The 23,245-nt window shown below is 45.6% G+C and carries 24 protein-coding genes; 12 read left to right on the forward strand and 12 right to left on the reverse strand.

The window, feature by feature from the left end:
• Positions 1 to 6: 6 nt before the first annotated feature.
• Both JKJ11_RS23500 and JKJ11_RS23505 read right to left on the reverse strand, forming a co-directional pair.
• Positions 7 to 666 (reverse strand): transglutaminase-like cysteine peptidase, encoded by a 660-nt coding sequence (locus tag JKJ11_RS23500; RefSeq protein WP_031494761.1) that lies wholly within the window; start codon positions 664 to 666, stop codon positions 7 to 9.
• A 60-nt stretch (positions 667 to 726) separates the two neighbouring features.
• Positions 727 to 2,118 carry an HlyD family type I secretion periplasmic adaptor subunit gene (locus tag JKJ11_RS23505; protein ID WP_006069702.1) on the reverse strand — a complete coding sequence of 464 codons (1,392 nt, stop codon included), beginning with the start codon at positions 2,116 to 2,118 and terminating at the stop codon, positions 727 to 729.
• Between the two features lie 357 nt (positions 2,119 to 2,475).
• On the opposite strand from JKJ11_RS23505, the gene pdxH reads away from it, so the two are divergent.
• Positions 2,476 to 3,114: a pyridoxamine 5'-phosphate oxidase gene (gene pdxH, locus JKJ11_RS23510; protein ID WP_006069701.1), complete on the forward strand. Its 639-nt coding sequence runs from the start codon at positions 2,476 to 2,478 to the stop codon at positions 3,112 to 3,114.
• Positions 3,115 to 3,393: 279 nt separating this feature from the next.
• Entirely contained in the window at positions 3,394 to 4,194 is an 801-nt protein-coding gene (locus tag JKJ11_RS23515; RefSeq protein WP_006069700.1) for an AraC family transcriptional regulator, read from the forward strand.
• On the opposite strand, the gene JKJ11_RS23520 is transcribed toward JKJ11_RS23515, so the two are convergent.
• The gene (locus tag JKJ11_RS23520; protein ID WP_038221820.1) at positions 4,195 to 4,911 is read right to left on the reverse strand and encodes a UTRA domain-containing protein; all 717 of its coding nucleotides are present in this window, start codon (positions 4,909 to 4,911) and stop codon (positions 4,195 to 4,197) included.
• Positions 4,912 to 5,134: 223 nt separating this feature from the next.
• Here JKJ11_RS23520 and JKJ11_RS23525 point away from each other — a divergent pair, with 223 nt between their 5' ends.
• The 6 genes from JKJ11_RS23525 to JKJ11_RS23550 are packed head-to-tail and all read left to right on the forward strand — an operon-like array spanning position 5,135 to position 10,407.
• Positions 5,135 to 6,211 (forward strand): ABC transporter substrate-binding protein, encoded by a 1,077-nt coding sequence (locus tag JKJ11_RS23525; protein ID WP_252039373.1) that lies wholly within the window; start codon positions 5,135 to 5,137, stop codon positions 6,209 to 6,211.
• 26 nt (positions 6,212 to 6,237) lie between these two features.
• On the forward strand, positions 6,238 to 7,044 hold the full coding sequence (locus tag JKJ11_RS23530) for an alkaline phosphatase family protein (RefSeq protein WP_252039374.1): 807 nt from the start codon (positions 6,238 to 6,240) through the stop codon (positions 7,042 to 7,044).
• Positions 7,041 to 7,934, forward strand: coding sequence for an ABC transporter permease (locus tag JKJ11_RS23535; RefSeq protein WP_006069696.1), 894 nt, complete (start codon positions 7,041 to 7,043; stop codon positions 7,932 to 7,934). The genes JKJ11_RS23530 and JKJ11_RS23535 overlap by 4 nt, the downstream gene beginning before the upstream one ends.
• Complete coding sequence (locus JKJ11_RS23540) at positions 7,921 to 8,727, forward strand: ABC transporter permease (protein WP_038227636.1); 807 nt, start codon at positions 7,921 to 7,923, stop codon at positions 8,725 to 8,727. Before JKJ11_RS23535 ends, JKJ11_RS23540 begins: the two co-directional genes overlap by 14 nt.
• Positions 8,724 to 9,752: an ABC transporter ATP-binding protein gene (locus JKJ11_RS23545; RefSeq protein WP_252039376.1), complete on the forward strand. Its 1,029-nt coding sequence runs from the start codon at positions 8,724 to 8,726 to the stop codon at positions 9,750 to 9,752. The genes JKJ11_RS23540 and JKJ11_RS23545 overlap by 4 nt, the downstream gene beginning before the upstream one ends.
• Positions 9,745 to 10,407: an HAD family hydrolase gene (locus JKJ11_RS23550; protein ID WP_198559330.1), complete on the forward strand. Its 663-nt coding sequence runs from the start codon at positions 9,745 to 9,747 to the stop codon at positions 10,405 to 10,407. Before JKJ11_RS23545 ends, JKJ11_RS23550 begins: the two co-directional genes overlap by 8 nt.
• 70 nt (positions 10,408 to 10,477) lie before the next feature.
• On the opposite strand, the gene JKJ11_RS23555 is transcribed toward JKJ11_RS23550, so the two are convergent.
• Genes JKJ11_RS23555 through secD form a run of 4 tightly spaced genes read right to left on the reverse strand, consistent with a single transcriptional unit; the run spans position 10,478 to position 14,946 of the window.
• Positions 10,478 to 11,131: a DedA family protein gene (locus JKJ11_RS23555; protein WP_096443746.1), complete on the reverse strand. Its 654-nt coding sequence runs from the start codon at positions 11,129 to 11,131 to the stop codon at positions 10,478 to 10,480.
• 31 nt (positions 11,132 to 11,162) lie between these two features.
• Positions 11,163 to 12,254 carry a calcium:cation antiporter gene (locus JKJ11_RS23560; protein ID WP_252039377.1) on the reverse strand — a complete coding sequence of 364 codons (1,092 nt, stop codon included), beginning with the start codon at positions 12,252 to 12,254 and terminating at the stop codon, positions 11,163 to 11,165.
• Positions 12,251 to 13,153, reverse strand: a complete 903-nt coding sequence (secF, locus tag JKJ11_RS23565; RefSeq protein WP_107306157.1) for a protein translocase subunit SecF — start codon at positions 13,151 to 13,153, stop codon at positions 12,251 to 12,253. Before secF ends, JKJ11_RS23560 begins: the two co-directional genes overlap by 4 nt.
• Positions 13,154 to 13,155: 2 nt before the next feature.
• The gene (gene secD / locus JKJ11_RS23570) at positions 13,156 to 14,946 is read right to left on the reverse strand and encodes a protein translocase subunit SecD (protein WP_252039998.1); all 1,791 of its coding nucleotides are present in this window, start codon (positions 14,944 to 14,946) and stop codon (positions 13,156 to 13,158) included.
• Between secD and JKJ11_RS23575 the strand changes: the two genes are divergently transcribed.
• Complete coding sequence (locus tag JKJ11_RS23575) at positions 14,945 to 15,118, forward strand: hypothetical protein (RefSeq protein WP_006069688.1); 174 nt, start codon at positions 14,945 to 14,947, stop codon at positions 15,116 to 15,118. The genes secD and JKJ11_RS23575 overlap by 2 nt on opposite strands.
• Here JKJ11_RS23575 and JKJ11_RS23580 read toward each other — a convergent pair.
• From JKJ11_RS23580 to JKJ11_RS23590, 3 genes are all read right to left on the reverse strand, one after another.
• Positions 15,115 to 15,564 (reverse strand): hypothetical protein, encoded by a 450-nt coding sequence (locus tag JKJ11_RS23580; protein WP_050798577.1) that lies wholly within the window; start codon positions 15,562 to 15,564, stop codon positions 15,115 to 15,117. The genes JKJ11_RS23575 and JKJ11_RS23580 overlap by 4 nt on opposite strands.
• 194 nt (positions 15,565 to 15,758) lie before the next feature.
• Complete coding sequence (locus JKJ11_RS23585; protein ID WP_006069686.1) at positions 15,759 to 16,103, reverse strand: PTS lactose/cellobiose transporter subunit IIA; 345 nt, start codon at positions 16,101 to 16,103, stop codon at positions 15,759 to 15,761.
• A gap of 15 nt (positions 16,104 to 16,118) precedes the next feature.
• The gene (locus JKJ11_RS23590) at positions 16,119 to 16,430 is read right to left on the reverse strand and encodes a PTS sugar transporter subunit IIB (protein WP_006069685.1); all 312 of its coding nucleotides are present in this window, start codon (positions 16,428 to 16,430) and stop codon (positions 16,119 to 16,121) included.
• Positions 16,431 to 16,672: 242 nt separating this feature from the next.
• On the opposite strand from JKJ11_RS23590, the gene JKJ11_RS23595 reads away from it, so the two are divergent.
• The 3 genes from JKJ11_RS23595 (at position 16,673) to JKJ11_RS23605 (ending at position 20,670) form a co-directional block, all read left to right on the forward strand.
• Positions 16,673 to 18,022 carry a PTS sugar transporter subunit IIC gene (locus tag JKJ11_RS23595; protein WP_107306162.1) on the forward strand — a complete coding sequence of 450 codons (1,350 nt, stop codon included), beginning with the start codon at positions 16,673 to 16,675 and terminating at the stop codon, positions 18,020 to 18,022.
• A 9-nt stretch (positions 18,023 to 18,031) separates the two neighbouring features.
• A complete protein-coding gene (locus JKJ11_RS23600) occupies positions 18,032 to 19,459 on the forward strand; it encodes a glycoside hydrolase family 1 protein (protein WP_006069683.1) in 1,428 nt (475 codons plus the stop codon).
• 203 nt (positions 19,460 to 19,662) lie between these two features.
• On the forward strand, positions 19,663 to 20,670 hold the full coding sequence (locus tag JKJ11_RS23605; protein WP_006069682.1) for a substrate-binding domain-containing protein: 1,008 nt from the start codon (positions 19,663 to 19,665) through the stop codon (positions 20,668 to 20,670).
• A gap of 55 nt (positions 20,671 to 20,725) precedes the next feature.
• Here JKJ11_RS23605 and edd read toward each other — a convergent pair whose 3' ends face one another.
• On the reverse strand, positions 20,726 to 22,540 hold the full coding sequence (gene edd, locus JKJ11_RS23610) for a phosphogluconate dehydratase (RefSeq protein ID WP_252039378.1): 1,815 nt from the start codon (positions 22,538 to 22,540) through the stop codon (positions 20,726 to 20,728).
• Entirely contained in the window at positions 22,537 to 23,049 is a 513-nt protein-coding gene (locus JKJ11_RS23615; RefSeq protein ID WP_240205851.1) for a gluconokinase, read from the reverse strand. The genes edd and JKJ11_RS23615 overlap by 4 nt, the downstream gene beginning before the upstream one ends.
• Positions 23,050 to 23,245: the final 196 nt, after the last annotated feature.

The raw sequence follows: 23,245 nt of genomic DNA on the forward strand, positions 1-23,245 counted from the left end.
AATTGTTTACTCGTCGTAATTTACCTTAGGTTTCCTTAACGTCAATGAACGCTCTCGGCTTCGCAAATCATTCCATAATTTCAGTCTCGACGACTTTCCGGCTAATTTGCCCTGGGTTGTTTTCATGGTCCACAAGTTGCGACCATTAAAGCTGTAGATCGGTAGCAAATCGCCTCGCTTAGAAGCGGGTTTGATCTCACCAATCAGGTTATCCAAAATCAGCGGCTGTGAACGCGGTGTCTCGTAGTAGGCGAGTACCATGTGAAATTGGTTCAATTCGATGGCTTTGACGTATACAAGCCTCAGTTTTTTGTCGGGAATACCGAGCTCAAGCAGTGAGAAGTACTTAGCAATAGTAAAGTCTTCACAATCCCCTGCATTACTGCCCAAAAATTCTAGTGGTGTGGCCCAGTAGTCTTTCTTACCCCATAAATGTATGTCGTCGACAAAGTTGAGTTGATTGAAAAACTGATTCACTCCAGCAAGTTGCTCTTTCTCTGATTTACCCTGTAAATCTTCGATAACAGTGCGCCAAGTTTCGACTCGTTTACCGGCTCGAGGTCCATACGTTTTTGCTACGGTGCTTATCCAACGCTGCTCTTGCTTGGTATAGGCGTCACTATATCCAGCCAAAGAAATAGCTGTGATTACCCCGCATACCAACAGTGCGGTTTTGAACTTAGTTTGCAGACTTCCTGTCCGCTCAATCCGTAACACTACATTCCTTTATTCTTTCAGTGCGTTGTTTTGCGCACTTAGTATTGGCTTGAGTAGATAATCCAGAACCGTTCTCTTGCCTGTAATAATGTCCACGGACGCTGTCATACCTGGAATGATCGGTAACTGCTCATCGTGTCCAAAATTGGTTTTGTCAGTTCTTACTCTTACGATATAGAAGCTATTTCCTTCTTCGTCTTGAGTCGTATCGGCACTGATATGCTCCAAGGTGCCATCTAATCCGCCGTATTTGGTGAAGTCATACGCACTGAATTTGACGATGGCATGAAGATCGGGTCTTAGGAAAGCAATATCCTGTGGTGCTATTTTGGCTTCCACTAACAAAGTGTCTTCCGTTGGCACTATCTCTACGATATCCATTCCAGGTTGAATAACGCCGCCTACAGTATTGACGTTCAGTGTCTTAACGGTGCCGTTAACAGGAGAGACCACAACAGTACGGTTTACACGATCTTCCAACCCTACGGCTGACTCAGTCATAGAAGAGAGCTTATCTTGAGCTTGATTGAGCTTTTCTTGCTGTTCTGAACGGAACTTCTGTGCAATATCAATGCGGCTTAGCATGGACTCTTGAATAGCAGATTTTAAAGCTGGGACTTTCAGTTCTGTGGAGGTTAACTCACGTCGAGTGTCATTGACCTGACGCTGAAGCTTTAATAGTTCGACTTTAGGAACAACTCCCTCATCGGCAAGAGGCTTGGTGATATTCAGTTCATCACGTGCAAGGTTATAGCCTTCTCTGAGGTTATGGACTCGCGCTTGGATTTCTATCAGATCTTGTTGTTTTTGACGAACTTGTTGATCAATAACGGAAAGCTCATTGCGTAGCTTGTTGAGGTCCTGACGGTATTCAGCGCGTTGTCTGGCAACCAGCGCTTTGTTCTCTTCTTCAAAAGTAGGTGGGAACGCGAGTTTGTTGAAATCCAGGGTCACCGACTTTTGCCATTCTTTATCTTTGACATCTTCATTGATGACCACACTGGTTAAGGAGGCTGAGAGTTGTAGGACGTTGGCGGTCAAATTGAGAACTTGTTGCTCTCGTTCGCGGTAATCTGAGCGGAAACGCGTATCGTCAATAAGCAGAAGTTGCTGACCTTTCTTGACCGTGTCACCTTCTTTCACCAAAATTTCTTTAACAAGGCCACCTTCGAGGTTCTGGATCACTTGTACTTGTGATGAAGGAATGACTTTGCCTTGCCCGACCGTCACTTTGTCTATTTCAGCCCAAGATGCCCACACTGCCGCACTAATAAAAAAGAGCACCATAACCCACAGCATAATCCGAGCACTGGTGGGGGTATTAAGGAGTAAGGCCGCGGTTTTGTCATCGATGTAGTCGAGTTCAGCGTCAGAGACCTTTTTGTATTCTTTTTTATCCATGTTCAACTCGGAATCCAGATGGCTAGGATTTATCTAATAATATGATTTTATTACCATCGTTAATGAAATGTAACCTTTTCAACAACAAAGAGTCGATCTATCCTGCATATTTATCAACAATCTAATATTTCAAGAATTGCATCTATCGGCATGTTTTCAACGTATTTAGAAGTTTAGCAGTGGATTCTTGTTTATAAAGTAATGAATTATCGAAAATTTGTCTGTTATGGCTGCGTGTGTCATAAGCTCGAATACAAACTAGGAGATTGGATTCAAAAATCGATAATAAGATACCGTTAGCGGGTTGTTTTCTAGTAGTTTAGAGCGCAGAATTCAAGAAAAACGTGAGGAGTGGTTATGGGAATTGAAGATATCCGCCGAGAGTATTCTCAAGGGGGGTTACGTCGAAAGGACTTGAATAGCGATCCTATTGTTCAATTTAATCTTTGGTTGCAACAAGCTGTCGACGCTAAATTGACCGATCCTACGGCAATGACAGTGGCGACGGTTGATGAACGCGGAATGCCGTTTCAACGCATCGTGTTATTGAAAAATGTGGATAGTGAAGGCTTCGTTTTTTACACCAACTTGGGTAGTCGTAAAGCTCAACATATAGAGCACAACAGTAAAGTAAGCTTACACTTTCCTTGGCATCCATTAGAACGACAAGTGCATATTACGGGTGTCGCTGAGAAATTGACGGCAATGGAAAACATGAAGTATTTCACCTCTCGCCCCAAAGAAAGCCAACTTGCTGCTATCGCAAGTAAGCAAAGTAGTCGTATTTCAACTCGTGGCGTACTTGAAGGTAAGTTCCTAGAGTTAAAGCAGAAATTTGCTAAAGGTGAAATTCCTGTACCTTCATTTTGGGGTGGTTATCGCATTCGCCCTGAATCGATTGAATTCTGGCAAGGTGGTGAACACCGACTTCATGATCGCTTCTTATTTAGTAAAGACGGTCAAGGTCAATGGGATGCAGAGCGACTCGCTCCGTAACCATTAGTGCAAATATTGTTTCTAAGCTGCGGTTTTCGCAGCTTTTTTTATGTCTCTATCATCTATATCGCACAAATTACAACCACCGTAACTTATCGCTTCATGATCATGGTTCCGGAAGCTTGATCAAGTAAGGATCCTTTTCGCAGTTCTAAGCGGGATACAAAATCATCACTCCGTGCCCGTTATCACAAGCTTGGTGGCGATTACTTTTTCCAATTGCTATTGAAATGGGTATACTCGGCGGATCGAATCTCATTTTACAAGATGGCCGGAAACATGGTGACACGAAACAATGACATCCTTGATCATGCTTCCCCAAAACCAGCAGAAATCGTTCGGTTACCCTCTCATATGGACTCACACGAGCACCAATACACCCAAGTTGTGATTGGGTTGAAGGGGAAATCTGAGTTTGATGTAGGTGGTGTGGGTAACCTCGTCGGCCCGGGGCAAGGGTGCGTGGTAACGTCAGGCCTTGATCATGCTTTCGGAGGTGTGATTGATCAGCCAGATATTCTCGTGTTGAATATGCCTCTCCCTAACAATGACGATCCGGTACTTCTTCAACGAATCAACGAGTTATCTCAATCCAAGACTTATTTTCAGTTGGATATCCAAATTCAAAAGCTGATACAAATGTTAGTGGCGGAAATGAAAAGCAGTCCTGATGATTTGCTGTTAAGTCGTGCATGCAATGACACGGTCGTAGCATTATTACAACGCCATATCTCGGATCTTAAAACATCACTTCGTGACTCACGATTCGATCTTGAACAGATCGATCGTTACATTGAACAGCACCTGTGTCATAAGATCTCTGTGGCTCAATTAGCTGGAAGCGTATTTTTAGGCGAAAGCCAATTTCATATGCTATTTAAAGAGCAAATCGGTATTACTCCTCATCAATATGTATTGAACAAACGTGTCGATGCCGCAAAACGCTTAATTGAGCAAGGCAACTTAAACCTTGGTCAAGTCGCTGAGTTAACAGGCTTTTCAGGACAAAGCACTTTTACGCATGCCTTTTCACGTTTACAAGGTGTTTCTCCTTCGCAATATCGAAAGCGCTTCTCTTGATCATTGCGACTCGCTATCAATACAAATCATCATGGCATCTGGTCGCCAATACTCAAACTCACAATCCATTAATACCCCATATTGGTTAAAGTTCACGCGGCAAATTTTGACAACGGGTTGTCCCTCCACCAAGTTAAGGGCTTGTGCCACATGACTTGGAGCGGACGTAGGGATGACGTCGAAGTGTGAACGTTGGGTATGGAATTGGTATTTCTCTTGGTAGCACTTAGTGAGCGATAGTGTCAGGTTCTCTTCCAGTATCTTTGGGAACAGGGCAGCGATCAGGCAGTTCTCTACAAACAGCACGACCCGACCATCGATATACCTTAAGCGTTCAATAATATGGATGGGTGTAATGGTATCTACGGCCAATGCCTTGGCGTACATTCCGCTCGCCATTTCACTTCTTACACTGACTAGCTTAGTTTCGGCGATACGGTGCTGTTCGCGGATCATCTGATGAAAGTGACTGCGCGACAATGGGTTATAGCGAATACGTTCTGGAGAGACAAACCAACCTCGACGTTCCTCTCGATAAATCAATCCTTCAGTTTCTAGTGAAGTCAGAGCATCTTTAATGGTAATACGCGTCGTAGAAAACAGGTCGCTAAGGTCTCGCTCGGATGGCAGTTTCTGGCCTGCAATCATGATATTACTTTGGATTTGTTCTCGAATAGTCGTCTTTATTTTACTGAGCTGTGTTGTTTGGATTGGCATTGAGTGATCTAGTCCATGATTCATCGGCATGAACAAGATACGACAGGCGAGTAACAGTTTCATGACAACAGAAACTGACTTATCAGTCACTGGCTTTAATAAATTTGACGTATAACTGCCATCTAACCTCAATAAAAACGTCAAATACAGGCACATAAATTGTCACATTCCCCAAATAGCATAAAAAGTGAACTTACTGACCTAGTCCAGAGGGATAGAGACAATGAAAACTTTGCTTAACCGTGCAAGTATCACCGCAAAACTCAGTGCTGTGACACTTATTGCCACTGCGATTTCTTCCACTGCTTTTGCTAACGATAGCGTCACTGCTCTTACAGAAGCGGCGAAGCAGGAAGGTGCGGTTTACAGTGTGGGTATGCCTGATAGTTGGGCAAACTGGAAAGATACTTGGAATGACCTTAAGTCTGATTATGGACTTAAGCACCGAGATACGGATATGAGCTCGGCACAGGAAATTGCTAAGTTTGAAGCTGAAAAGAAAAATGCGACAGCAGATATTGGTGATGTCGGCTTTGCGTTCGCTCGAGTGGCGGTTCAAAAGGGCGTAACGCAACCGTATAAGCCTACCACATGGGACGAGATTCCTGATTGGGCCAAAGATAAAGACGGCCACTGGGCACTGGCGTATACAGGGACTATCGCGTTTATCTCAAACAACAACTTGGTCAAAGATGCCCCAAAAACGTGGCAAGACCTTCTTGAGGGCGACTACAAAGTGACGGTCGGCGATGTGGGTGTGGCAGCGCAGGCTAATAATGCCGTACTGGCGGCGGCTTTCGCTAACGGTGGCGATGAGTCTAACCTTGGCCCAGCGATTGAGTTTTTCTCTAAGCTTGCCAAGCAAGGGCGTCTATCATTCACTGACCCTAGCATTGCCAACCTTGAGAAAGGTGAAGTAGAAGTGGCAATCCTTTGGGATTTCAATGCGCTTAATTATCGTGACCAAATTGACCGCTCACGCTTTAGCGTCAATATCCCGCAAGATGGCTCGGTGATCTCCGGTTACACCACAATTATCAACAAGTATGCGAAAAACCCTAATGCTGCAAAATTAGCTCGTGAACACATCTTTAGTGACCGAGGGCAGATCAACCTAGCTGAAGGTTATGCGCGTCCAATTCGTTCCAACGTTAAGTTGCCTGAATCAGTACAAGCTAAACTGATTGCCAACGACCAATACGGTAACGTTCATCCTGTCACAGACTTTAAAGCTTGGGAAAAGTCAGCGCGTCGCCTGCCTCGTCAGTGGCAAGAAAACGTACTGATTCACCAACAGTAACTTGAGACTTTTATACAGAGGTAAGTATGAGCAATAAGGTTATCCTTGTTGTCCTCGATGGTCTCAATTATCAAGTAGCCCGTGATTGCATGGGCTACTTGAATGGCTTAATCGAGCAACAAAGAGCGACGTTGTATCCCATTCAATGCGAACTCCCTTCTATGTCCAGACCACTTTATGAGTGCATTTTGACCGGAGTTCCTCCTGTCATAAGTGGCATCGTAAACAATGAAATCGTTCGCTTGTCGAATCAAGAATCGGTATTCAGCTTGGCGAAATCTCAGGGTAAAGTGACCGCGGCCGCGGCTTATCATTGGGTTAGTGAACTATACAACCGTGCGCCTTATGATGCAGTGCGCGATAGATTCACTGACGATGAATCGTTGAACATTCAATATGGTCGTTTCTATCATTGGGATCATTATCCTGATGAAGCCTTGTTCCTTGATGCCGAATCCTTGAGGCAGAAATATCACCCCGACTTTTTGCTGATACATCCTATGAATATCGACAATACTGGGCATAAGCATGGTCTCGACTCTAGGCAGTATCGAAACAGTGCGAGAGCCGCCGATATTTTCCTATCTAACTACCTTACGACGTGGGTGGAAGCGGGCTATCAAGTGATGATCACTAGTGACCACGGTATGAATAATGACTTGTCGCATGGTGGTATTTTGCCTGAAGAGCGCGAAGTGCCGTTGTTTGTTATTGGTGAGCAGTTTACCCATACCGCAACAGATGTGAAGCAAACGGAGCTTTGTGGCGCCTGTTGTCAGTTGCTTGGGCTGGAACATCGCAAGCCTTACTCACCGGAATTGATTGCATTATGAGTGGCGCAGCATTAACACCTGCTTGTCCAGATGAGCAGCGAATAAGCAGAAAACAATCACTGTGGAACAAGTTCAAGCCTGTACTTTGGCTTGCGCCATTTGTGCTGTTTTTCTACCTGTTTCAGCTTGCTCCTATGGTTTGGGTCTTCTTCAATAGTTTTCAATATGATGGCGTGTTTTCGTTTGAGAACTATTCAGAGGTCTTCGATTCGAGTTTTATGATGCAGGCCTTTAGCAACAGTATTTGGCTATCGATTTGGTCGAGTGTCATTGGGTTGGCTATCGCAGCATTGTTGGTGTCATCACTGCGCCGAGTGGACAGCAAGCTTCGTGATGGTGTGATTGCTTTTACCAATATGAGCAGCAACTTCGCCGGTGTGCCGTTGGCATTTGCGTTCATTATTATTTTAGGGGTTAACGGTGCAGTCACGCTACTGCTGAAGCAGTATGGGTTGATTGAAGGTTTCAACTTGTATGGCAAGTGGGGATTACTGGTTATTTATATCTATTTCCAGATCCCGCTTGGCGTGTTGTTGCTCTATCCTGCTTTTGATGCGCTGCAAGATGATTGGCAGTCGGCATCTGCGTTGCTCGGTGCCAAAACGCATCAATATTGGACTCAAATAGCACTTCCGGTGTTATCACCAGCTCTACTTGGCACCTTCATTATTCTCATCGCCAATGCCATGGGCGCGTATGCGAGCGTCTACGCACTAACAACCGGTAACTACAACGTGATTACGGTACGAATTGCGAGTTTGGTGTCTGGAGATTTGTTCTTAGAACCGAACCTTGCTGCAGCAATCTCGGTGATTCTCATGGCCATTCTAGCCTTTATCACCATCATCAATCAGTGGCTATTGTCGAGGAGTTATCATGCATCGAAATAGCAATGTGAGCGTTTACTATCACAAAACCGTTGTCTACGGAATTGTTGGTATCATGCTGATTCCAATCGTCGCTACTTTGGTTTACTCGTTGTCATCAAGTTGGGGGGCGACCATATTACCAGATGGATTTACCTTAAATTGGTATGTTCAACTACTGACGGATTCTCGCTTTCTCGCCGCCTTTGGGCGTTCATTACTGGTGTGCTTTGCGGCACTTGCACTTAGCGTGGTATTAATCCTTCCAGCGATCTTTGTGGTGTTTTACTACTTTCCAAAGCTCGACAAGCTAATGAATGTACTGATTTTGCTGCCATTTGCGGTACCTCCTGTGGTGTCATCGGTAGGTTTGCTTCAAATCTACGCCGATAGCGCCATTCCATTGGTTGGGACTCCATGGATCCTTATCGGAACCTATTTCACCATCGCGCTGCCTTTTATGTATCGAGCAATCTCGAACAGCTTTGAGGCCATTAACCTCAACGATTTGATGGACGCGGCGCACCTGCTAGGAGCGAGCACCACAAAAGCATTTCTCTTGATCATCGTTCCGAATTTGAAGAAAGGATTGCTGGCGTCGTTATTTCTATCGTTCTCGTTTTTACTCGGTGAGTTTGTGTTCGCCAATATTTTGGTGGGAACTCGCTACGAAACACTACAAATCTATCTTTACAACATGCGTCAAACCAGTGGTCACTTCACCTCGGCCTTAGTGATGACTTACTTTTTCTTTATCTTCCTACTGACATGGCTTGCCAGCCGTTTTAGCAGTAATCAACAGAAGGGCAAATCATGAGTTACGTATCCGTCAATCATCTTACCAAACGATTTGGCAGCAACACGGTGTTTGAAGACATTGAATTTACCATCCAGAAAGGTGAGTTCATTACCTTACTTGGCCCCAGCGGTTGTGGTAAGTCGACATTGCTACGCAGTCTAGCAGGTCTGAATCCAGTCGAAGGTGGGCAGATCATTGTCGATGGAGTAGATATTACCCATGCCGCGCCTCAGCAACGTGGTATCGGCATGGTGTTTCAGTCCTATGCCCTGTTTCCGAATATGACGGTGGCGGGCAATATCGCTTTTGGACTTAAGATGCAAAGTTTGGGTAAAGCCGAAATACAGCGTGAAGTTGCAAACGTCGTCGAGCTGGTGGAACTGCAGGGTAAAGAAAACCACTATCCACATCAGCTTTCAGGCGGTCAAAGACAGCGCGTGGCATTGGCTCGTGCTCTGGTCGTCAAACCAAGAATTCTCTTGTTGGATGAACCTCTGTCTGCGCTGGATGCTAAAATTCGTAAGAACCTCAGGCAACAAATCCGCTCTATTCAGAAAGAGCTTAATCTAACCACTATCTTTGTCACTCATGATCAAGAGGAAGCGATGATTATGTCAGATCGAATTTTCTTGATGAATAAGGGCGAGATTGTTCAGCAAGGTGCACCCGAAGCCATCTATACCCATCCAGAAAATGAGTTTGTAGCAGGCTTTATGGGTCACTACAATTTGGTGGCAGCGGATAAAGCAAAATCGTTATTTGATATGGATGTGAACTCGAAAGTCGCGATTCGTCCGGAGTCGATTTATGTCAAAGAACAAGGACGCGAGTACGCTAACCATATCTCTGCGCCGCGAACAGGCGTGATTAAAAACCATCAGTTGCTCGGTAATGTTATTCGCTATCAAGTCGACATTGATGACTGTGAGTTGACGGTGGATCTCCTTAACCGTTCTTCGGAGCGATTACTCGCAACAGGCAGCCAATTAGAACTGCTATTTAACCTTAACGAAATTCAACCTGTGAGAGCCGAAAATGTCTAAACCTCTATATGTATTCGACATGGATGAAACCTTGTTTGATGCTGACTGCGCCGTGCTGTGGAATGAGTTTTTGGTAGAGAAAGGCATTGCCATGCAACCTGATTTCCTTGACCAAGATAAACGGCTAATGGCGTTGTATGCGGAAGGGAAGATGGATATGGAAGATTACCTCGAGTTTTCTATTGCACCGTTGACCCACGTTCCTACTGAGAGAGTACAGCAATGGGTAGAACAGTGCATCGATGAAAAAATCCTGTCCCGCCTCTTTCCACAAGCGCAGACTTTGCTTGCAGATCTAAAGCGTGACGATATCCAAACTATTATTATTTCGGCCTCCGTTAGCTTTTTAGTTGAAGCGATAGCTAAGCGTCTTGGGATTGATGTAGCGATGGGTATTGATTTAGAACTCAAACAGAACAGTTTCACCTCCAAGATAAAAGGCATTGCGACCTATCGAGAGGGCAAAGTGGCAAAACTCGCGCAATGGTTATCTGCGCAAGATAACAGCTATACCGAGATTCATTTTTATACCGACTCCATTAACGATCGACCTTTGTGCGAGTTTGCTGATTACGCTTATTTGGTCAATCCATGTCCAGCACTAAAAGCATTAGGTGAAAAGCAAGGATGGAAGCAACTCAAGTGGTCACTATAGTGCCCCTGCCTTGATACTAGAAATCCGCCGCTGCTATCTAAGCCAATAGCGGCGGCGTCATGGCGTATTCTTAAGTAACGATATTGTTTTTGCTAGAGCGTAAGTAGCGGTACAGCAAACCAACAATCGCTCCCGCCATTAGGCATAAACTGACTATCACCAACGATTTAGAAAGTAGTTCTTGGTAGTCATTAAGTCTTGGATGAATCATCAACCATTTACCAGAGAGCATAAGGATCAAGCACCAAATAACAGAACTGCTCATGCTGATAAATAGAGTTCGCATGAAATTCAGCTTCGATAATCCCATAAGCATCGGTGTCAAGACTCTCACAAATGGGACAAATCTGGAGATGAATAAAGATAAGAATCCGTAGCGACTCAGTAAGTGTTTGGCCTTAGGGAGTGAATCATTCGGTAACACGCGGTGCAAAAAAGGCACAAGCCGAGTTTGGTTTAAAACTCGTCCTTGAATATAGGCATTAATACTTCCCAATGACGCGGCTAAACAGAGTGCTCCAGCTGCGGGATAAAACTCCAAAATTCCTACTCCAACTAATCCGCCGACAAACAGTACTAAACTGTCTCCCGGCAGTGGTAAGAAAACGAAGCTGGATTCAAGTAATAAAATAAACGCAAGCAACAAGAGAAAGCTATTGAGTGAGCTTACTTGAGCCAGAGTGTCGAAATCATGGTGCCAAATAGCAACGAATATTTCTTGCATGATAAAAATCCTTAATGGTCAGTTAAGTACATCACTCAAACATCAAGATGATGTAAGCAAAGAACAAAATGAGGTGGGCCATCCCGTTTAAGGAGTTGGTTCTGCCACTACTAAAGCTGACGGCGGTCATCATAAGTGTGGTCGCGAGCAAGACCATTTCAGCGGGTGCCAAGCCCAGTTGAACAGGTTGTTTTATGACCTCAGATATTAGAAGGACAGCCGGTACGGTGAGTGCGATAGTTGCCAGTACGGAGCCAAAGAACAAGTTCATCGCGCGCTGCAGTTGATTGTTTAAAGCGGCTTTTACAGCCCCGACTGCTTCAGGCGCAAGAATCAAGATAGCGACGATCAGACCACCCAGTGCTGGTGGTGCACCAAGTAAGCTGACGGTGCCTTCGATAGGGATAGCCAGGCTCTTAGCTAGCAGAATCACCACGATTAAATAACCTATAAGTAACAGAGAGTGGTAAAAGTTACTCTCTAGAGGGCCATGAAAATCGTGGTTATCCTGGTGGTCCTCATCCATGAAAAAATGGGTGTGGCTGCGAGTCTGAATAAACAGAAATACGCTGTATAACACCACTGAAGCCAAGACTAGCGTGATGGTGAGCGCCTTAGACATTGCTCCTGATTCCGTGACGCTGGTGAAATTAGGTAACACCAAACACAGCAACGATAAAGGAATGATGGCGACGAGATAAGACTTCAGACCATCAAGGTTGTACTTCTGTGTGTGGTATTTCAGCCCGCCGATGAGTAATGTGATACCGACTAAACCATTGAGGACGGCCATCACAACTGCAAACATAGTATCTCTTGCCAAAACGGAGTTGGCTTCTCCCGTCAACATGACAGAAGAAATCATCACTACTTCCAAGAGGATGACTGAGAGGGTCAGAATTAATGTTCCATAAGGGTCACCTAACTTGATGGCTAAAGCATCAGAATGGCGAACCACGGCAAATATCGAAGCCATGACCACTGCGAACAGAGCCGTGGTAAGTACCATACCGATAGTTGAGCTCATTTGAGCCTGCAAGATAGTGTCACCAGCAAATTTAAACAATACAACGGTAATGATGCCAAGTAGCAGTACGAATTCCTGCTTCAAGAACTGCGTCATGGCATTGCCTCCTCTGGCTTCGGTGTTGCCACTCTGTAGTGTTCAGGTCGGACACCCATCATTTGAGGTAAGGTGACACCAAGTGAAATTGACGACCATGTACCACAGGCAATACCCACACACAATGCAATCGCGAAGCCTTCTAACGCAGGTCCTCCTAGCAACCACAAACTAGAAACGGTTACCAATGTGGTGCCTGAGGTAATAAGAGTTCTCGAGAAAGTGGCACGTACCGAGTTATTGATAAGTGTATCCGCTAACTCGTTTGGCTTTGCTTTGAATAGCTCGCGGGCTCTATCAGCGATAATAATGGAGTCATTCAAAGAGTAACCAAGCACTGCAAGTACAGCGGCGAGTATGGTGAGATTGAACTCCATCTGGGTGACGGCAAACAGACCGAGTACGATAACAATGTCGTGAACCAGTGCCACTAATGCGCCTAGAGCGAGCCGCCATTCAAAGCGGTAGCTTAGATAAAGCATGGTCAACACAAAACAAGCTAGTATTGCCACGCCACCTTGCTCAACCATATCTTGGCCGACTTGAGGGCCTACCATGCTGCTGTTTAGGATCTCTACGGATGTGCTGATGGACTCTAATGCTGGAGTTAAGGACAACACCACATCATCGAGTTGGTTATAGCGTAAGATCCAACGGCCGGGCTCTGTCGAGCTCACCACTTGGACATCTTGCATCAAGGCGTTATCAAGTGACGCTTTGAGCTCCGTTGCGACAATCGATGCGTCTAAGCGTACTTCAGCCACGAGACCGCCAGTAAAATCCAACCCCCAGTTAAAACCTTTAAAACTGATAAAAGCGACGGCTAAAGCAAAAAGCAGCGCAGAAATTGCCGACATGCTAAAGCGAACTCGGCTAAGAGAATGTTGTGAAAGAGTCATATCTAAATCCTCACTTCTCGGCGCTGATCACGCCCCCAAACAAGATTGATGATGGCGCGCGATAAGAACACGCCGGTAAACATACTGGTTAATAGACCAAGCCCTAGTGTGATGGCAAAGCCCTGAACGGGGCCATTACCAATGGCATACAGTGCAATGGCGACAATCATGGTGGTGAGGTTGGCGTCGAAAATAGAACGAAAGGCACTGCTAAACCCTTTTTCAATACTCTGAGCTAGCGTTCGCCCTTCGCGCATTTTATCTTTGATGCGTTCAAAAATGAGTACATTGGCATCCACTGCCATACCGACGGTCAGCACCATACCTGCAATACCAGGTAAGGTAAGTACAGCTCCGGGAAGCAGCGCAATTAACCCAAATAAGCTCATCATGTTGGCGAGCAAGGCAACATTTGCGACCCAACCTAAGCGTCGATACCAAAGTGCAATGAAAGTTAGTGTTAGGCCTAATCCTAGCGCTAATGCAGCAAAGCCATTTTTGACGTTTTCAGCACCCAGTGAAGGACCGATGGTTCGTTCCTCAATAATGGTAACTGGGGCTGTGAGTGAACCAGCCCTTAGTAAAAGTGCTAGCTCTTGTGCGTCTTGCATGGTGCCAACACCGGTAATACGAAAACGGCTACCCAACTGTGACTGAATGGTGGCAACACTGATCACCTTACTGAGCTGTTCGCTATCGCCCGCAGCATTGCGGCTGTACTCGCTGTAGACCGTCGCCATCGGGTTACCAATATTGCTTCGGGTAAACTGAGACATTTTTCGGCCACCCGATGTATCGAGCGAAATGTTAACTTCAGCGGTTCCCATATCACCGACACCCGCGCGCGCATCGATAATATGCTCTCCGCCAAGAATGGCGCGGCGCTCCAAATTAACTGGGATTCCGTCATTGTCTGGTAGAACTTGGGTGCGGTTTCCTCGACCATCTGTGACTGCATGAAAGGCTAACGAAGCTGTTGCACCGATAACGTCTTTAGCCGCTGCAGGATCCTGAACTCCGGGTAATTCTATGCGAATGCGATTCTCACCTTGTCGTTGTACCGAGGCTTCGGTAATGCCAAGCTCGGCAATACGCTCTCGCATGATCTGCAAGTTTTGCTGAACCGTCAGGTTGCGCAGAGTGCTTTTCTCTTCATCTGTCAATAAGAGGCGAATCGTGTTGTCTTGGATTGACGTGTGCCAGTTAGGAAACTGCTGACGTAAAAAGGCTCGTGCTTCTGCGGTAGAAGTTCCACCAAACAAATTGAGCTGAACGCTATCGCCCGTGATTCGACCTCGGCTAGTTCGAAACTCCGAAGAGAACTCATCGATAACCATTTGTCGGTGTGCTTGATAGACGGGCTCCATATCGACTTCCAATAAAAATTGGACGCCGCCTCTCAAATCAAGGCCCAGAGCGATAGGCGAAAAACCTGATTTTAGTAACCATTGAGGCGCTGCTGGCTCCATCGCTAGTGCGACGGTTGTGGATTCATCTAAGTGCTGTTTTAGCAGTGTTTGCGCTGCAGCTTGTTGTTTGGGGCTTTTTAGAATCACGATGGTTTTATCACCATCTTGTTCAATGCTAGTGGGGGTGATGTTGGCATGTTCAAGGTATTGAGCGATTTGACTCGCATCAGAAATTTGCCCTCGATGGTTGATATGAAGGGCGGCATTTTCACCATACAAAGAAGGTAGAGCACTTAACAGCATGACGAGCAAGCTGAATATAAGTACCACGTACTTCCACTTGGCGTAGCGGTTGATTGGTTGACGTGATGGTTTTTTCACAATGAAACTCTCTAAAACGGATCAAAATGAGCGCATGGTCATCATGAAAGAGATGAAAGCCGTAACCAAATCAGTCTGTGAAGACATTTATTTCAGTCATCAGCAAGTCGCTACTCTTAATGTGCTGCGCGTGTTGAAGCGTTCAGGTAGTCCTGAACTTGATCTTGAGAGTTAGTTTGAGTGAGGCTGTCTGTGAGCGTACAAAGTGTTGGCTTCTTTCCAGCCTGCCACTCTTGAGGGAGCGCTTTGTGTGCGACTCGTCCAATGACGTTGCGGTGGAATAAGTGAGGTGCTTCTTGTGGCGATCGCCAGTAATGGAGGTGCTAAGAAGGCAATTAATAGGTGGTAATCAGGCGCTGCTTTTTGGTCGGCATCCCAACTATCACTAATGACACGTCTGGATGAAGAAAGAAACAGTGGACCCATGTAATCATTAAGAATCGACCCACTATCATCTGCTGGGGCATTAAAATCATCAGATGGCGTCGTCGAAAGATCGACGGTGATAACAGTATTAGCGAGATTGGAAGTATTGGGCGTGAGATACTCGTCCGCGCTTACAGTATGTGTGCAAACTGCAATCATAAGCGCTAGAAATAGACGATACCAACGTTTAACCAATGAATAACCTTTACGTGTAAGCGATGACTTTCTGGTTCGCGGGCAGTATACCGGATGCTGGTCACAAAATGGGCGAATAGAAAAGGTAAAAGTGTTAGCAATTGTATCTATTACTGAAGGGAGCTTTTGGTAGGCTGTTGATTAGTATATTGCCGCAACGCAATCGGACTGTTGTTTACGCTGCGGCAAATTAATTAAGCCATACTAACGTTGTTAAAAACGCTCTGTTCGAGTTTGTTGAGACGTTGATACAGATGCACTGTTTCGCGAGCACTTTCTATTGCTTGTATGGTGGTCATCAAATGGTCTTGAGCATGAACCATCACTAGTGTGACCGGGATTTTACCTTCACCTTCATCGGCGCCTATTAATTCCGTTTGAACTACATGAGCTTGACGAATTGCTTCATCTGCTTGATCTAGGTAGCTTTGTGCTTGTTCAAACTGTCCGTTACGGGCACTTTTAATAGATTCCATGGATAGACTTCTCGCTTCTCCTGCATTGCAGATTAAGCCCATGATGGTGATCTCAAGATCGATATTTGATACCCCTATTTAAGCTGTTTCACTGAGTGCTTCAATGGCTGTTGCCAGAACTTTCTCACCGCGCATTGCACCGTAATCCATAGGATTGATCGCTAGGACTTTCTTGCCTTGCTCTGCCGCCAAGGCTGCAAATTCTTGTTGGCGGAATTTCACTTGTGGACCAAGTAAGAACACATCCCAGTCGGCTAGCTTAGTTTCGAATTCAGCAATTGGCACAGCCAATATTTCAGCGTCAATAGATTGGTTTTTAGCAGCTTCTTCCATTTTTCTTACTAGGATAGAGGTCGACATTCCCGCCGAACATAGCAATAGAATTTTCATCGTTGTTTCTCCTGTTATTGACACTTATTTGTGCTTTTTGTTGTTCCTAGTGTTACGGGTAACTATCAATTCGGCAATACGTTATCTATCAAAAGTGTTATCTAGCTCAAATTTGATGAGTAATTAGGCTTTTTTTCGTGCTCAAGCTAACAATTATCCGGATTTTTCTTTGTTTTCTAGTTTTGTTACCCGTAATGTTACCCGTAACAAATATGAACGACACGAATGGAAGGGGATACCTCGTGCTTAATAATGCGTTTACAGAAAAGCTCAATTACTGGGCGGGCTGGTTTACCAGCTTGAAATACGTGATGGCTATCAAGCAAGCATTTGTCATGCTGATGCCAGTCATTATCGTTGGTGCGTTTGGCGTACTGATTTCTAACATGGTTATGGGTACTCAGTCAGGTCTTGCTGCCTTTGAAACATTTGCCTTTTTGGCTGAATACCGTCCAATCATGGGACAAATAAACTATGCAACACTGAACTTCTTGACCATCGGGGCCATCTTTATGATTGGTCTTGAGCTTGGCAAGCTTAATGGTCAAGTTAACGCTTACTCAGGTTTGCTTGCTGTTATCTGTTTCGTGGCGGTCATTCCGACTACCTATGAAGTGGTTGTAGCGGGTGAAGCGTTTGAAGTGAGCAACGTTATTGCTCGCCAATATACCGACACTAAAGGCTTATTCTTGGGTATGTTTATCGCAATCCTATCGGTTGAGGTATACAGCAAGCTTCTGAAAGTTAGCGCTTTACAAATCAAGATGCCTGATTCTGTGCCACCAAATGTGGCGAACTCGTTCTCTGCATTGCTGCCGTCTATCATCACAGTTACTGCGATTGCTACGTTTGGTTTTGCGTTCTACGAGATTTCGGGAATGACGCTTTATGATGCAACGTATGCAGCGATTCAACGTCCGCTTGAAGGTGCTATCCAAAGTCTACCTGGTGTGCTTCTACTGATGTTCCTAGCTCAGGTTTTCTGGGTAGTGGGTATTCACGGTAACCAAATGATCAAGCCACTACGTGAGCCGCTGCTGCTTGGTGCGATTGCCGCAAATATGACAGCTTATGAAAACGGTGAAGAAATTCCGAACATCATTACGATGCCTTTCTGGGACATCTACATGAGTATCGGTGGTTCAGGTGTCACGATTGGCCTACTTGTCGCAGTCTTCTTAGTATGTAAGAAACGTAAAGATATGCGCGAGATTGCCAAGCTTTCTGTCGGTCCAGGTGCATTCAACATCAACGAGCCAGTGGTGTTTGGTATGCCTATCATGCTAAACCCGATTCTAGCGATTCCATTCATTATTACACCGCTAATTACCGGTATGATTGGTTACTACGCAACAGCGATTGGTTTTGCAGGTAAGGCTGTGGTGATGATTCCTTGGACCTGTCCACCGATTCTGAGCTCATGGCTGGCGACGGGTGGTTCACTTGGTGCAGTGGTGACTCAGATCGCTTGTATTGTTACCTCGATTCTCATCTACCTACCATTTGTGAAAGTGTGTGAGAACCAGTTCAAAGAGCAGCTCGATAATCTAGAAAGCGAGCAAAAAACGGAAGCGAAAGAAGCGGTAGCTTAAGGACGCATAATGACTCAATACTCTATGAAGTTTCCTGAAGGTTTTATTCTTGGTGCAGCAGCGTCTGCATGGCAAACCGAAGGTTGGAGTGGTAAGAAAGATAGCCAAGATTCTTATATTGATGCTTGGTACAAGAATGACCGAAAAGTCTGGCATAACGGCTATGGGCCAGCTGTCGCGACTGATTTCTACAACCGTTATGTTGAAGATATTGACCTCATGCAGGTGGTGGGGTTAACCCACTACCGCAGCTCCATCAACTGGTCTCGTTTTATGCTTGATTATGAGCAAGGGATTGTAGATGAAGAGTATGCAGGCTACGTTGATAAGGTCATTGATACCATGCTTGCCAAGGGTATCGAGCCGATGTTCTGTTTGGAGCATTATGAGCTGCCCGCTTATTTGCTCGAACATTACGGTGGCTGGAGCTCGCCTAAAGTGGTTGATATGTTTGTTCACTACGCGGAGGAAGTGTTCAAGCGTTACGCTCATAAGGTGAAGTATTGGTTTAGTTTCAATGAACCTATCGTGGTGCAAACCCGAGTGTATCTTGATGCGATTCGTTACCCGTACGAACAAGATACCAATAAGTGGATGGTGTGGAATCATGCCAAAAACTTAGCGACGGCAAAAATCGTTAAAGCTTATCGTGACCAAGGCTACGACGGAAAAATCGGCGTGGTGCTAAACCCTGAAGTGACCTATCCACGTTCTAGTGCGGTGCATGACAAACGAGCGGCTGAAATCTACGATTTGTTCTACAATCGTGTGTTTTTGGACCCGGCTATCAAAGGAGAATATCCGGCGGAGTTGTTAACGTTATTGAGAGGCAATGGCATTGACTTCGCACCAACGGAAGAAGACCTTGCGATCATCAAACATAATACTGTGGACTTTATTGGAGCCAACCTCTATTACCCACACAGAGTGAAAGCGCCGGAAGCGGAATGGCCAAAGCACGTTCCGTTTCATCCGAAAAAGTACTTTAGCGGCTTTGACTTACCGGGTAGAGAAATGAACTTCTCACGAGGTTGGGAGATCGATCCGGCTATTGTTTATGATATGGCGATGCGCATTAAAAATGAGTACGGTAATATCGAGTGGATCTTGAGTGAAAACGGTATGGGCATTGAAAATGAAGCTGAGTTCAAAGATGAACAAGGCCAGATTCAAGATGACTACCGTATTGATTTTATCTCAAGGCACTTGTTCCATTTGCTAAGAGCGATCGAAGACGGCGCAAACTGTAGAGGCTACATGCTTTGGGCGTTCACGGACAATGTCTCACCTATGAATGCTTTCAAGAACCGCTATGGCTTGGTAGAGATTGATCTGGAAGACAATCGCAACCGTCGGGTGAAAAAATCCGGCCAATGGTATAAAACCTTGTCTGAGACTCGATGTCTAGATATCGATCTGGATGATGAGTACCGCTAAACCCTAATATCGGCGAGTTTACATACTCGCCGTTCTTTTCTCCCAATTTTGTTTGCCCTGCCTAATATTACTAGCTATCTATTTGAATCTGATATAAAAATCGTTATTCTTCAACCGTCCCTACCTAGAGATTTGGATAACAGTTAGTTCATTAACAGCAAAAATGTTACAGTAACATTCACTACTACTTGAGAATTCGTTGAATGACTATGGAAGCAAAACGTTCACGCCCAACTTTGCAAGATATTGCTGATAGAGTGGGTATCACTAAAATGACGGTAAGTCGCTACATGCGCAATCCAGATTCGGTCGCCCAAGCGACTCGCGATAAAATCGCTCAAGTGGTTGAAGAGCTTGGATATATCCATAATAGAACGCCTGCGATGCTGTCGAAATCGTCGAGTAAAGCGATTGGTATACTGTTGCCTTCATTGTCTAACCAAGTATTTTCTAGCTTCGCGCAAGGTGTTGAGCATGTGACTAACCTCAATGGTTACGATACCTTGATCGCTCACTACAGCTACGATCGTGATGTGGAAGAAAAGAAAATCGAATCTTTTCTTTCTTATCAAGTAGATGGCCTAATTTTGACGGACACCAATCATACCGAGCGCACGCTGCAAATGATAAAAACCGCAGGTATTCCTGTGGTAGAAGCCATGGATTTACCGGTTAATCCTATTGATATGGCGGTCGGTTTGGACCATATGCAGGCGGCTTATGAAGTGGTGACGCAAATGATAGCCAAAGGTAAGCGCAATATCGCTTATTTTGGTGCTCGCCTAGATACCCGAACTCAGCTACGTATGCACGGCTATGATAAAGCGGTCACTGAGGCAGGGCTGGAACCTCTACACGTATTAACCAAAGAGCACTCTAGTTTTGCTTTGGGTAGTACTTTGCTCGACAAAGCTCTGCTAATTCAACCAGAGCTTGATGGCGTATTCTGCACCAACGATGATATTGCGATTGGTACTATTATGGCGTGTCGTGCTAAGCAACAACGAGTTCCTGAGGATATTAGCGTCGTTGGTTTTAACGCTCTGGATATGGGTAAAGTGATTAGCCCAACCTTGGCAAGTATTGATACACCACGATTTGAGATTGGAAAAAAGAGCGCCGAGTTATTACTATCGGCGCTATCAGGAGCCCCAAGCGAGCAAAAAGTTTTTGATATGGGCTTTACGATTACTGAGGGAGAGAGTCTCTAACTCAGAATCTCGCCTTAATGAAAACTCGGGGGTAGGCTCGCGGGGTCAACATGGTTTAGTCGGCAAAGAGGAAACTCGCTCCTCGGTCTGCTGCTGAGACGTTCTGGCGACAAGTTGCAAACAGATCTCTGCCCCAAGTCTGTTGATGGATTTCGGCATCATGAGCCTCTAGAGGGCGACTCTCGATACCTTCGAATACTTTGAGTTCTCCACGGTGGCAATCTAATCGAACCCTATCGCCATCTTGTATACGTGCAATGTTTCCACCTCGCAGGGCTTCTGGCGATACATGAATCGCTGCGGGGATTTTCCCTGACGCGCCAGACAGCCGACCATCGGTCACCAAGGCGACGTTAAAACCTTTATTTTGGATATTGCCAAGCAATGGCATCAATTTATGCAGCTCAGGCATGCCGTTAGCTGCTGGGCCATTAAAACGCACGACGACCACGCAGTCGCACTCGAGTTCGCCTCGCTGATAGGCTGCTTCCACTTGACTCTGATCGTTAAATACTTTGGCTGGTGCTTCGATAATCTGGTGCTCTGGTTTTACCGCCGACACTTTAACGATAGCTTGCCCTAAGTTACCTGATACTTGCTTTAACCCGCCCGTTTTTTGGTAATACTGCTTGTCATTAGCGATGACCTCAGGGTTTTTCGTCCCATTAGAGCGTAACCAAGTTAGGACCTGATCATCAGATTGGCTGTCTAATTCTGGGTAGCAAAGTTGATCTTCAAAACGGCCAAATGCCGTCACGGTATCGCGATGCAGTAACCCTTGCTGGTTGAGTCTGGTTAATAGAGCAGGGACACCGCCCGCTGCATGAAATGCATTGATATCACTGGTGCCATTCGGGTAAATATTGACGACCAGAGGTACGATGTCGGAAAGATCGTTGATGTCTTGCCAAGTTAGTAGCAAGCCTGCAGCTCGGGCGACGGCAATCATATGAATGCTGTGATTCGTGCTACCACCAGAAGCGAGTAGGGCTACCACACCGTTAATCAAGTTTTTTGCTGAGACTACGTCACACAATGGGCGATAGTTTGCTGAACCTGCAATGCTACTGGCGATTCGCTTCGCGGCATCTTGTGTTAATGCTGTTCGCAGCGGGGAATCTGGTGGTACAAACGCGCTGCCGGGTAGCATTAACCCCATGGCTTCAAACACTAATTGATTGGTATTGGCGGTGCCAAAGAAGGTACAGGTACCACTGCTGTGGTAAGCACGACATTCCATCTCTAGCAGCGAATCTTTACCAAACTCTCCAGCGGCGTGCTGTTGGCGAATAGTGACCTTCTCTTCATTAGAGATTCCCGTTGCCATTGGACCTGCGGGAATAAACGCAGTGGGAAGATGGCCATACGCCAGCGCGCCCATTAATTGACCGGGCGCTATCTTGTCGCAAATACCAAGCAGTAAGTTACCATCAAACATATTGTGGCTGAGTGAGAAGGCGGTGCTTTGGGCGATAAGATCGCGTGAAAACAGCGACATATCCATACCCGGCTGTCCTTGTGTGACTCCGTCGCACATTGCGGGAACACAGCCCGCGACTTGCGAGGTATGGCTTAACGGACTTAACGCTTGTTGGATGAGTTCCGGATAACTCTCATAGGGCTTATGAGCGCTCAACATGTCGTTGTATGACGAGATGATAGCCAAATTGGCGCTAGTGTTATTGAGTAAGGACTGTTTGTCCGCATCGCACGCCGCAGCTACGGCGTGTGCAAGGTTGCCGCACGAGAGTTGCGAGCGCCCTTTGCCTGCCAGTTTTTGCTTCGCAATATTCGCTAAATATTGTTGTCTTAATTTTTCACTGCGCTGCTCGATACGCTGCGTAACGGCTAGTAAGGTTGTATGAGTCATGATACAACCTCAAGCGTGGCATTAGATAATTGGCTGCGGATATCACGAACGGCGGTATGAATCACACGTTCTAGTGGCATGTCGATAGGTACAGTCACGACATCCAGTTCACAATCAGGGCGTTCTAGAGCTTCAAACTGACTTCGCAGGAGGGAGCCTTTCATAAAATGCCCTCCTCGTTGTTCGACACGTTGTCGAATGAGTTCAAACTCTCCATCTAGGAACACAAAGATAAGGTTATTGTTGCCAAGTCTTAATGTATCGCGGTACCCTTTTTTAAGTGCAGAGCAAACAATAACACCATGCTCATTCTTGCATCCTAGGCTGTACGCGGCATCGTTAATACGCGTCAACCATGGCGCTCTGTCATCATCACTCAGCGGTATGCCTGCGGCCATTTTGTCGATATTGCTTCTCGGGTGAAGATCATCGCCATCGATAAACTTTGCGCCTAATACATCGGCAATCCCTTTGCCTACTGTGCTCTTACCTGAGCCAGAAACTCCCATAACAATAATGCACTTCCCCAAGTTCCCTCCTCACGAATCAAAATTTGATCCAATCCGCACAATTCAATTAATTCACAAACTGGACTTCATATTATCGATGTTACTGGTAACATGATACCGGTAACTTTTAATGTTGTGAACAAGAGCACATCCAGTTAAAAAACTTAATTACAGCCGAAATGAGGCTGGCATAGTG

Source organism: Vibrio sp. SCSIO 43133, assembly GCF_023716845.1.
GTDB lineage: Bacteria > Pseudomonadota > Gammaproteobacteria > Enterobacterales > Vibrionaceae > Vibrio > Vibrio mediterranei.

Bases quoted from the DNA above. Each gene is read 5' to 3' on its own strand.
- JKJ11_RS23505 (WP_006069702.1), bottom strand. From the start codon at position 2,118: ATGGATAAAAAAGAATACAAAAAGGTCTCTGACGCTGAACTCGACTAC.
- pdxH (WP_006069701.1), top strand. From the start codon at position 2,476: ATGGGAATTGAAGATATCCGCCGAGAGTATTCTCAAGGGGGGTTACGT.
- JKJ11_RS23515 (WP_006069700.1), top strand. From the start codon at position 3,394: ATGGTGACACGAAACAATGACATCCTTGATCATGCTTCCCCAAAACCA.
- JKJ11_RS23520 (WP_038221820.1), bottom strand. From the start codon at position 4,911: ATGCCAATCCAAACAACACAGCTCAGTAAAATAAAGACGACTATTCGA.
- JKJ11_RS23525 (WP_252039373.1), top strand. From the start codon at position 5,135: ATGAAAACTTTGCTTAACCGTGCAAGTATCACCGCAAAACTCAGTGCT.
- JKJ11_RS23530 (WP_252039374.1), top strand. From the start codon at position 6,238: ATGAGCAATAAGGTTATCCTTGTTGTCCTCGATGGTCTCAATTATCAA.
- JKJ11_RS23535 (WP_006069696.1), top strand. From the start codon at position 7,041: ATGAGTGGCGCAGCATTAACACCTGCTTGTCCAGATGAGCAGCGAATA.
- JKJ11_RS23540 (WP_038227636.1), top strand. From the start codon at position 7,921: ATGCATCGAAATAGCAATGTGAGCGTTTACTATCACAAAACCGTTGTC.
- JKJ11_RS23545 (WP_252039376.1), top strand. From the start codon at position 8,724: ATGAGTTACGTATCCGTCAATCATCTTACCAAACGATTTGGCAGCAAC.
- JKJ11_RS23550 (WP_198559330.1), top strand. From the start codon at position 9,745: ATGTCTAAACCTCTATATGTATTCGACATGGATGAAACCTTGTTTGAT.
- JKJ11_RS23555 (WP_096443746.1), bottom strand. From the start codon at position 11,131: ATGCAAGAAATATTCGTTGCTATTTGGCACCATGATTTCGACACTCTG.
- JKJ11_RS23560 (WP_252039377.1), bottom strand. From the start codon at position 12,254: ATGACGCAGTTCTTGAAGCAGGAATTCGTACTGCTACTTGGCATCATT.
- secF (WP_107306157.1), bottom strand. From the start codon at position 13,153: ATGACTCTTTCACAACATTCTCTTAGCCGAGTTCGCTTTAGCATGTCG.
- JKJ11_RS23575 (WP_006069688.1), top strand. From the start codon at position 14,945: ATGAAACTCTCTAAAACGGATCAAAATGAGCGCATGGTCATCATGAAA.
- JKJ11_RS23590 (WP_006069685.1), bottom strand. From the start codon at position 16,430: ATGAAAATTCTATTGCTATGTTCGGCGGGAATGTCGACCTCTATCCTA.
- JKJ11_RS23600 (WP_006069683.1), top strand. From the start codon at position 18,032: ATGACTCAATACTCTATGAAGTTTCCTGAAGGTTTTATTCTTGGTGCA.
- JKJ11_RS23605 (WP_006069682.1), top strand. From the start codon at position 19,663: ATGACTATGGAAGCAAAACGTTCACGCCCAACTTTGCAAGATATTGCT.
- edd (WP_252039378.1), bottom strand. From the start codon at position 22,540: ATGACTCATACAACCTTACTAGCCGTTACGCAGCGTATCGAGCAGCGC.
- JKJ11_RS23615 (WP_240205851.1), bottom strand. From the start codon at position 23,049: ATGGGAGTTTCTGGCTCAGGTAAGAGCACAGTAGGCAAAGGGATTGCC.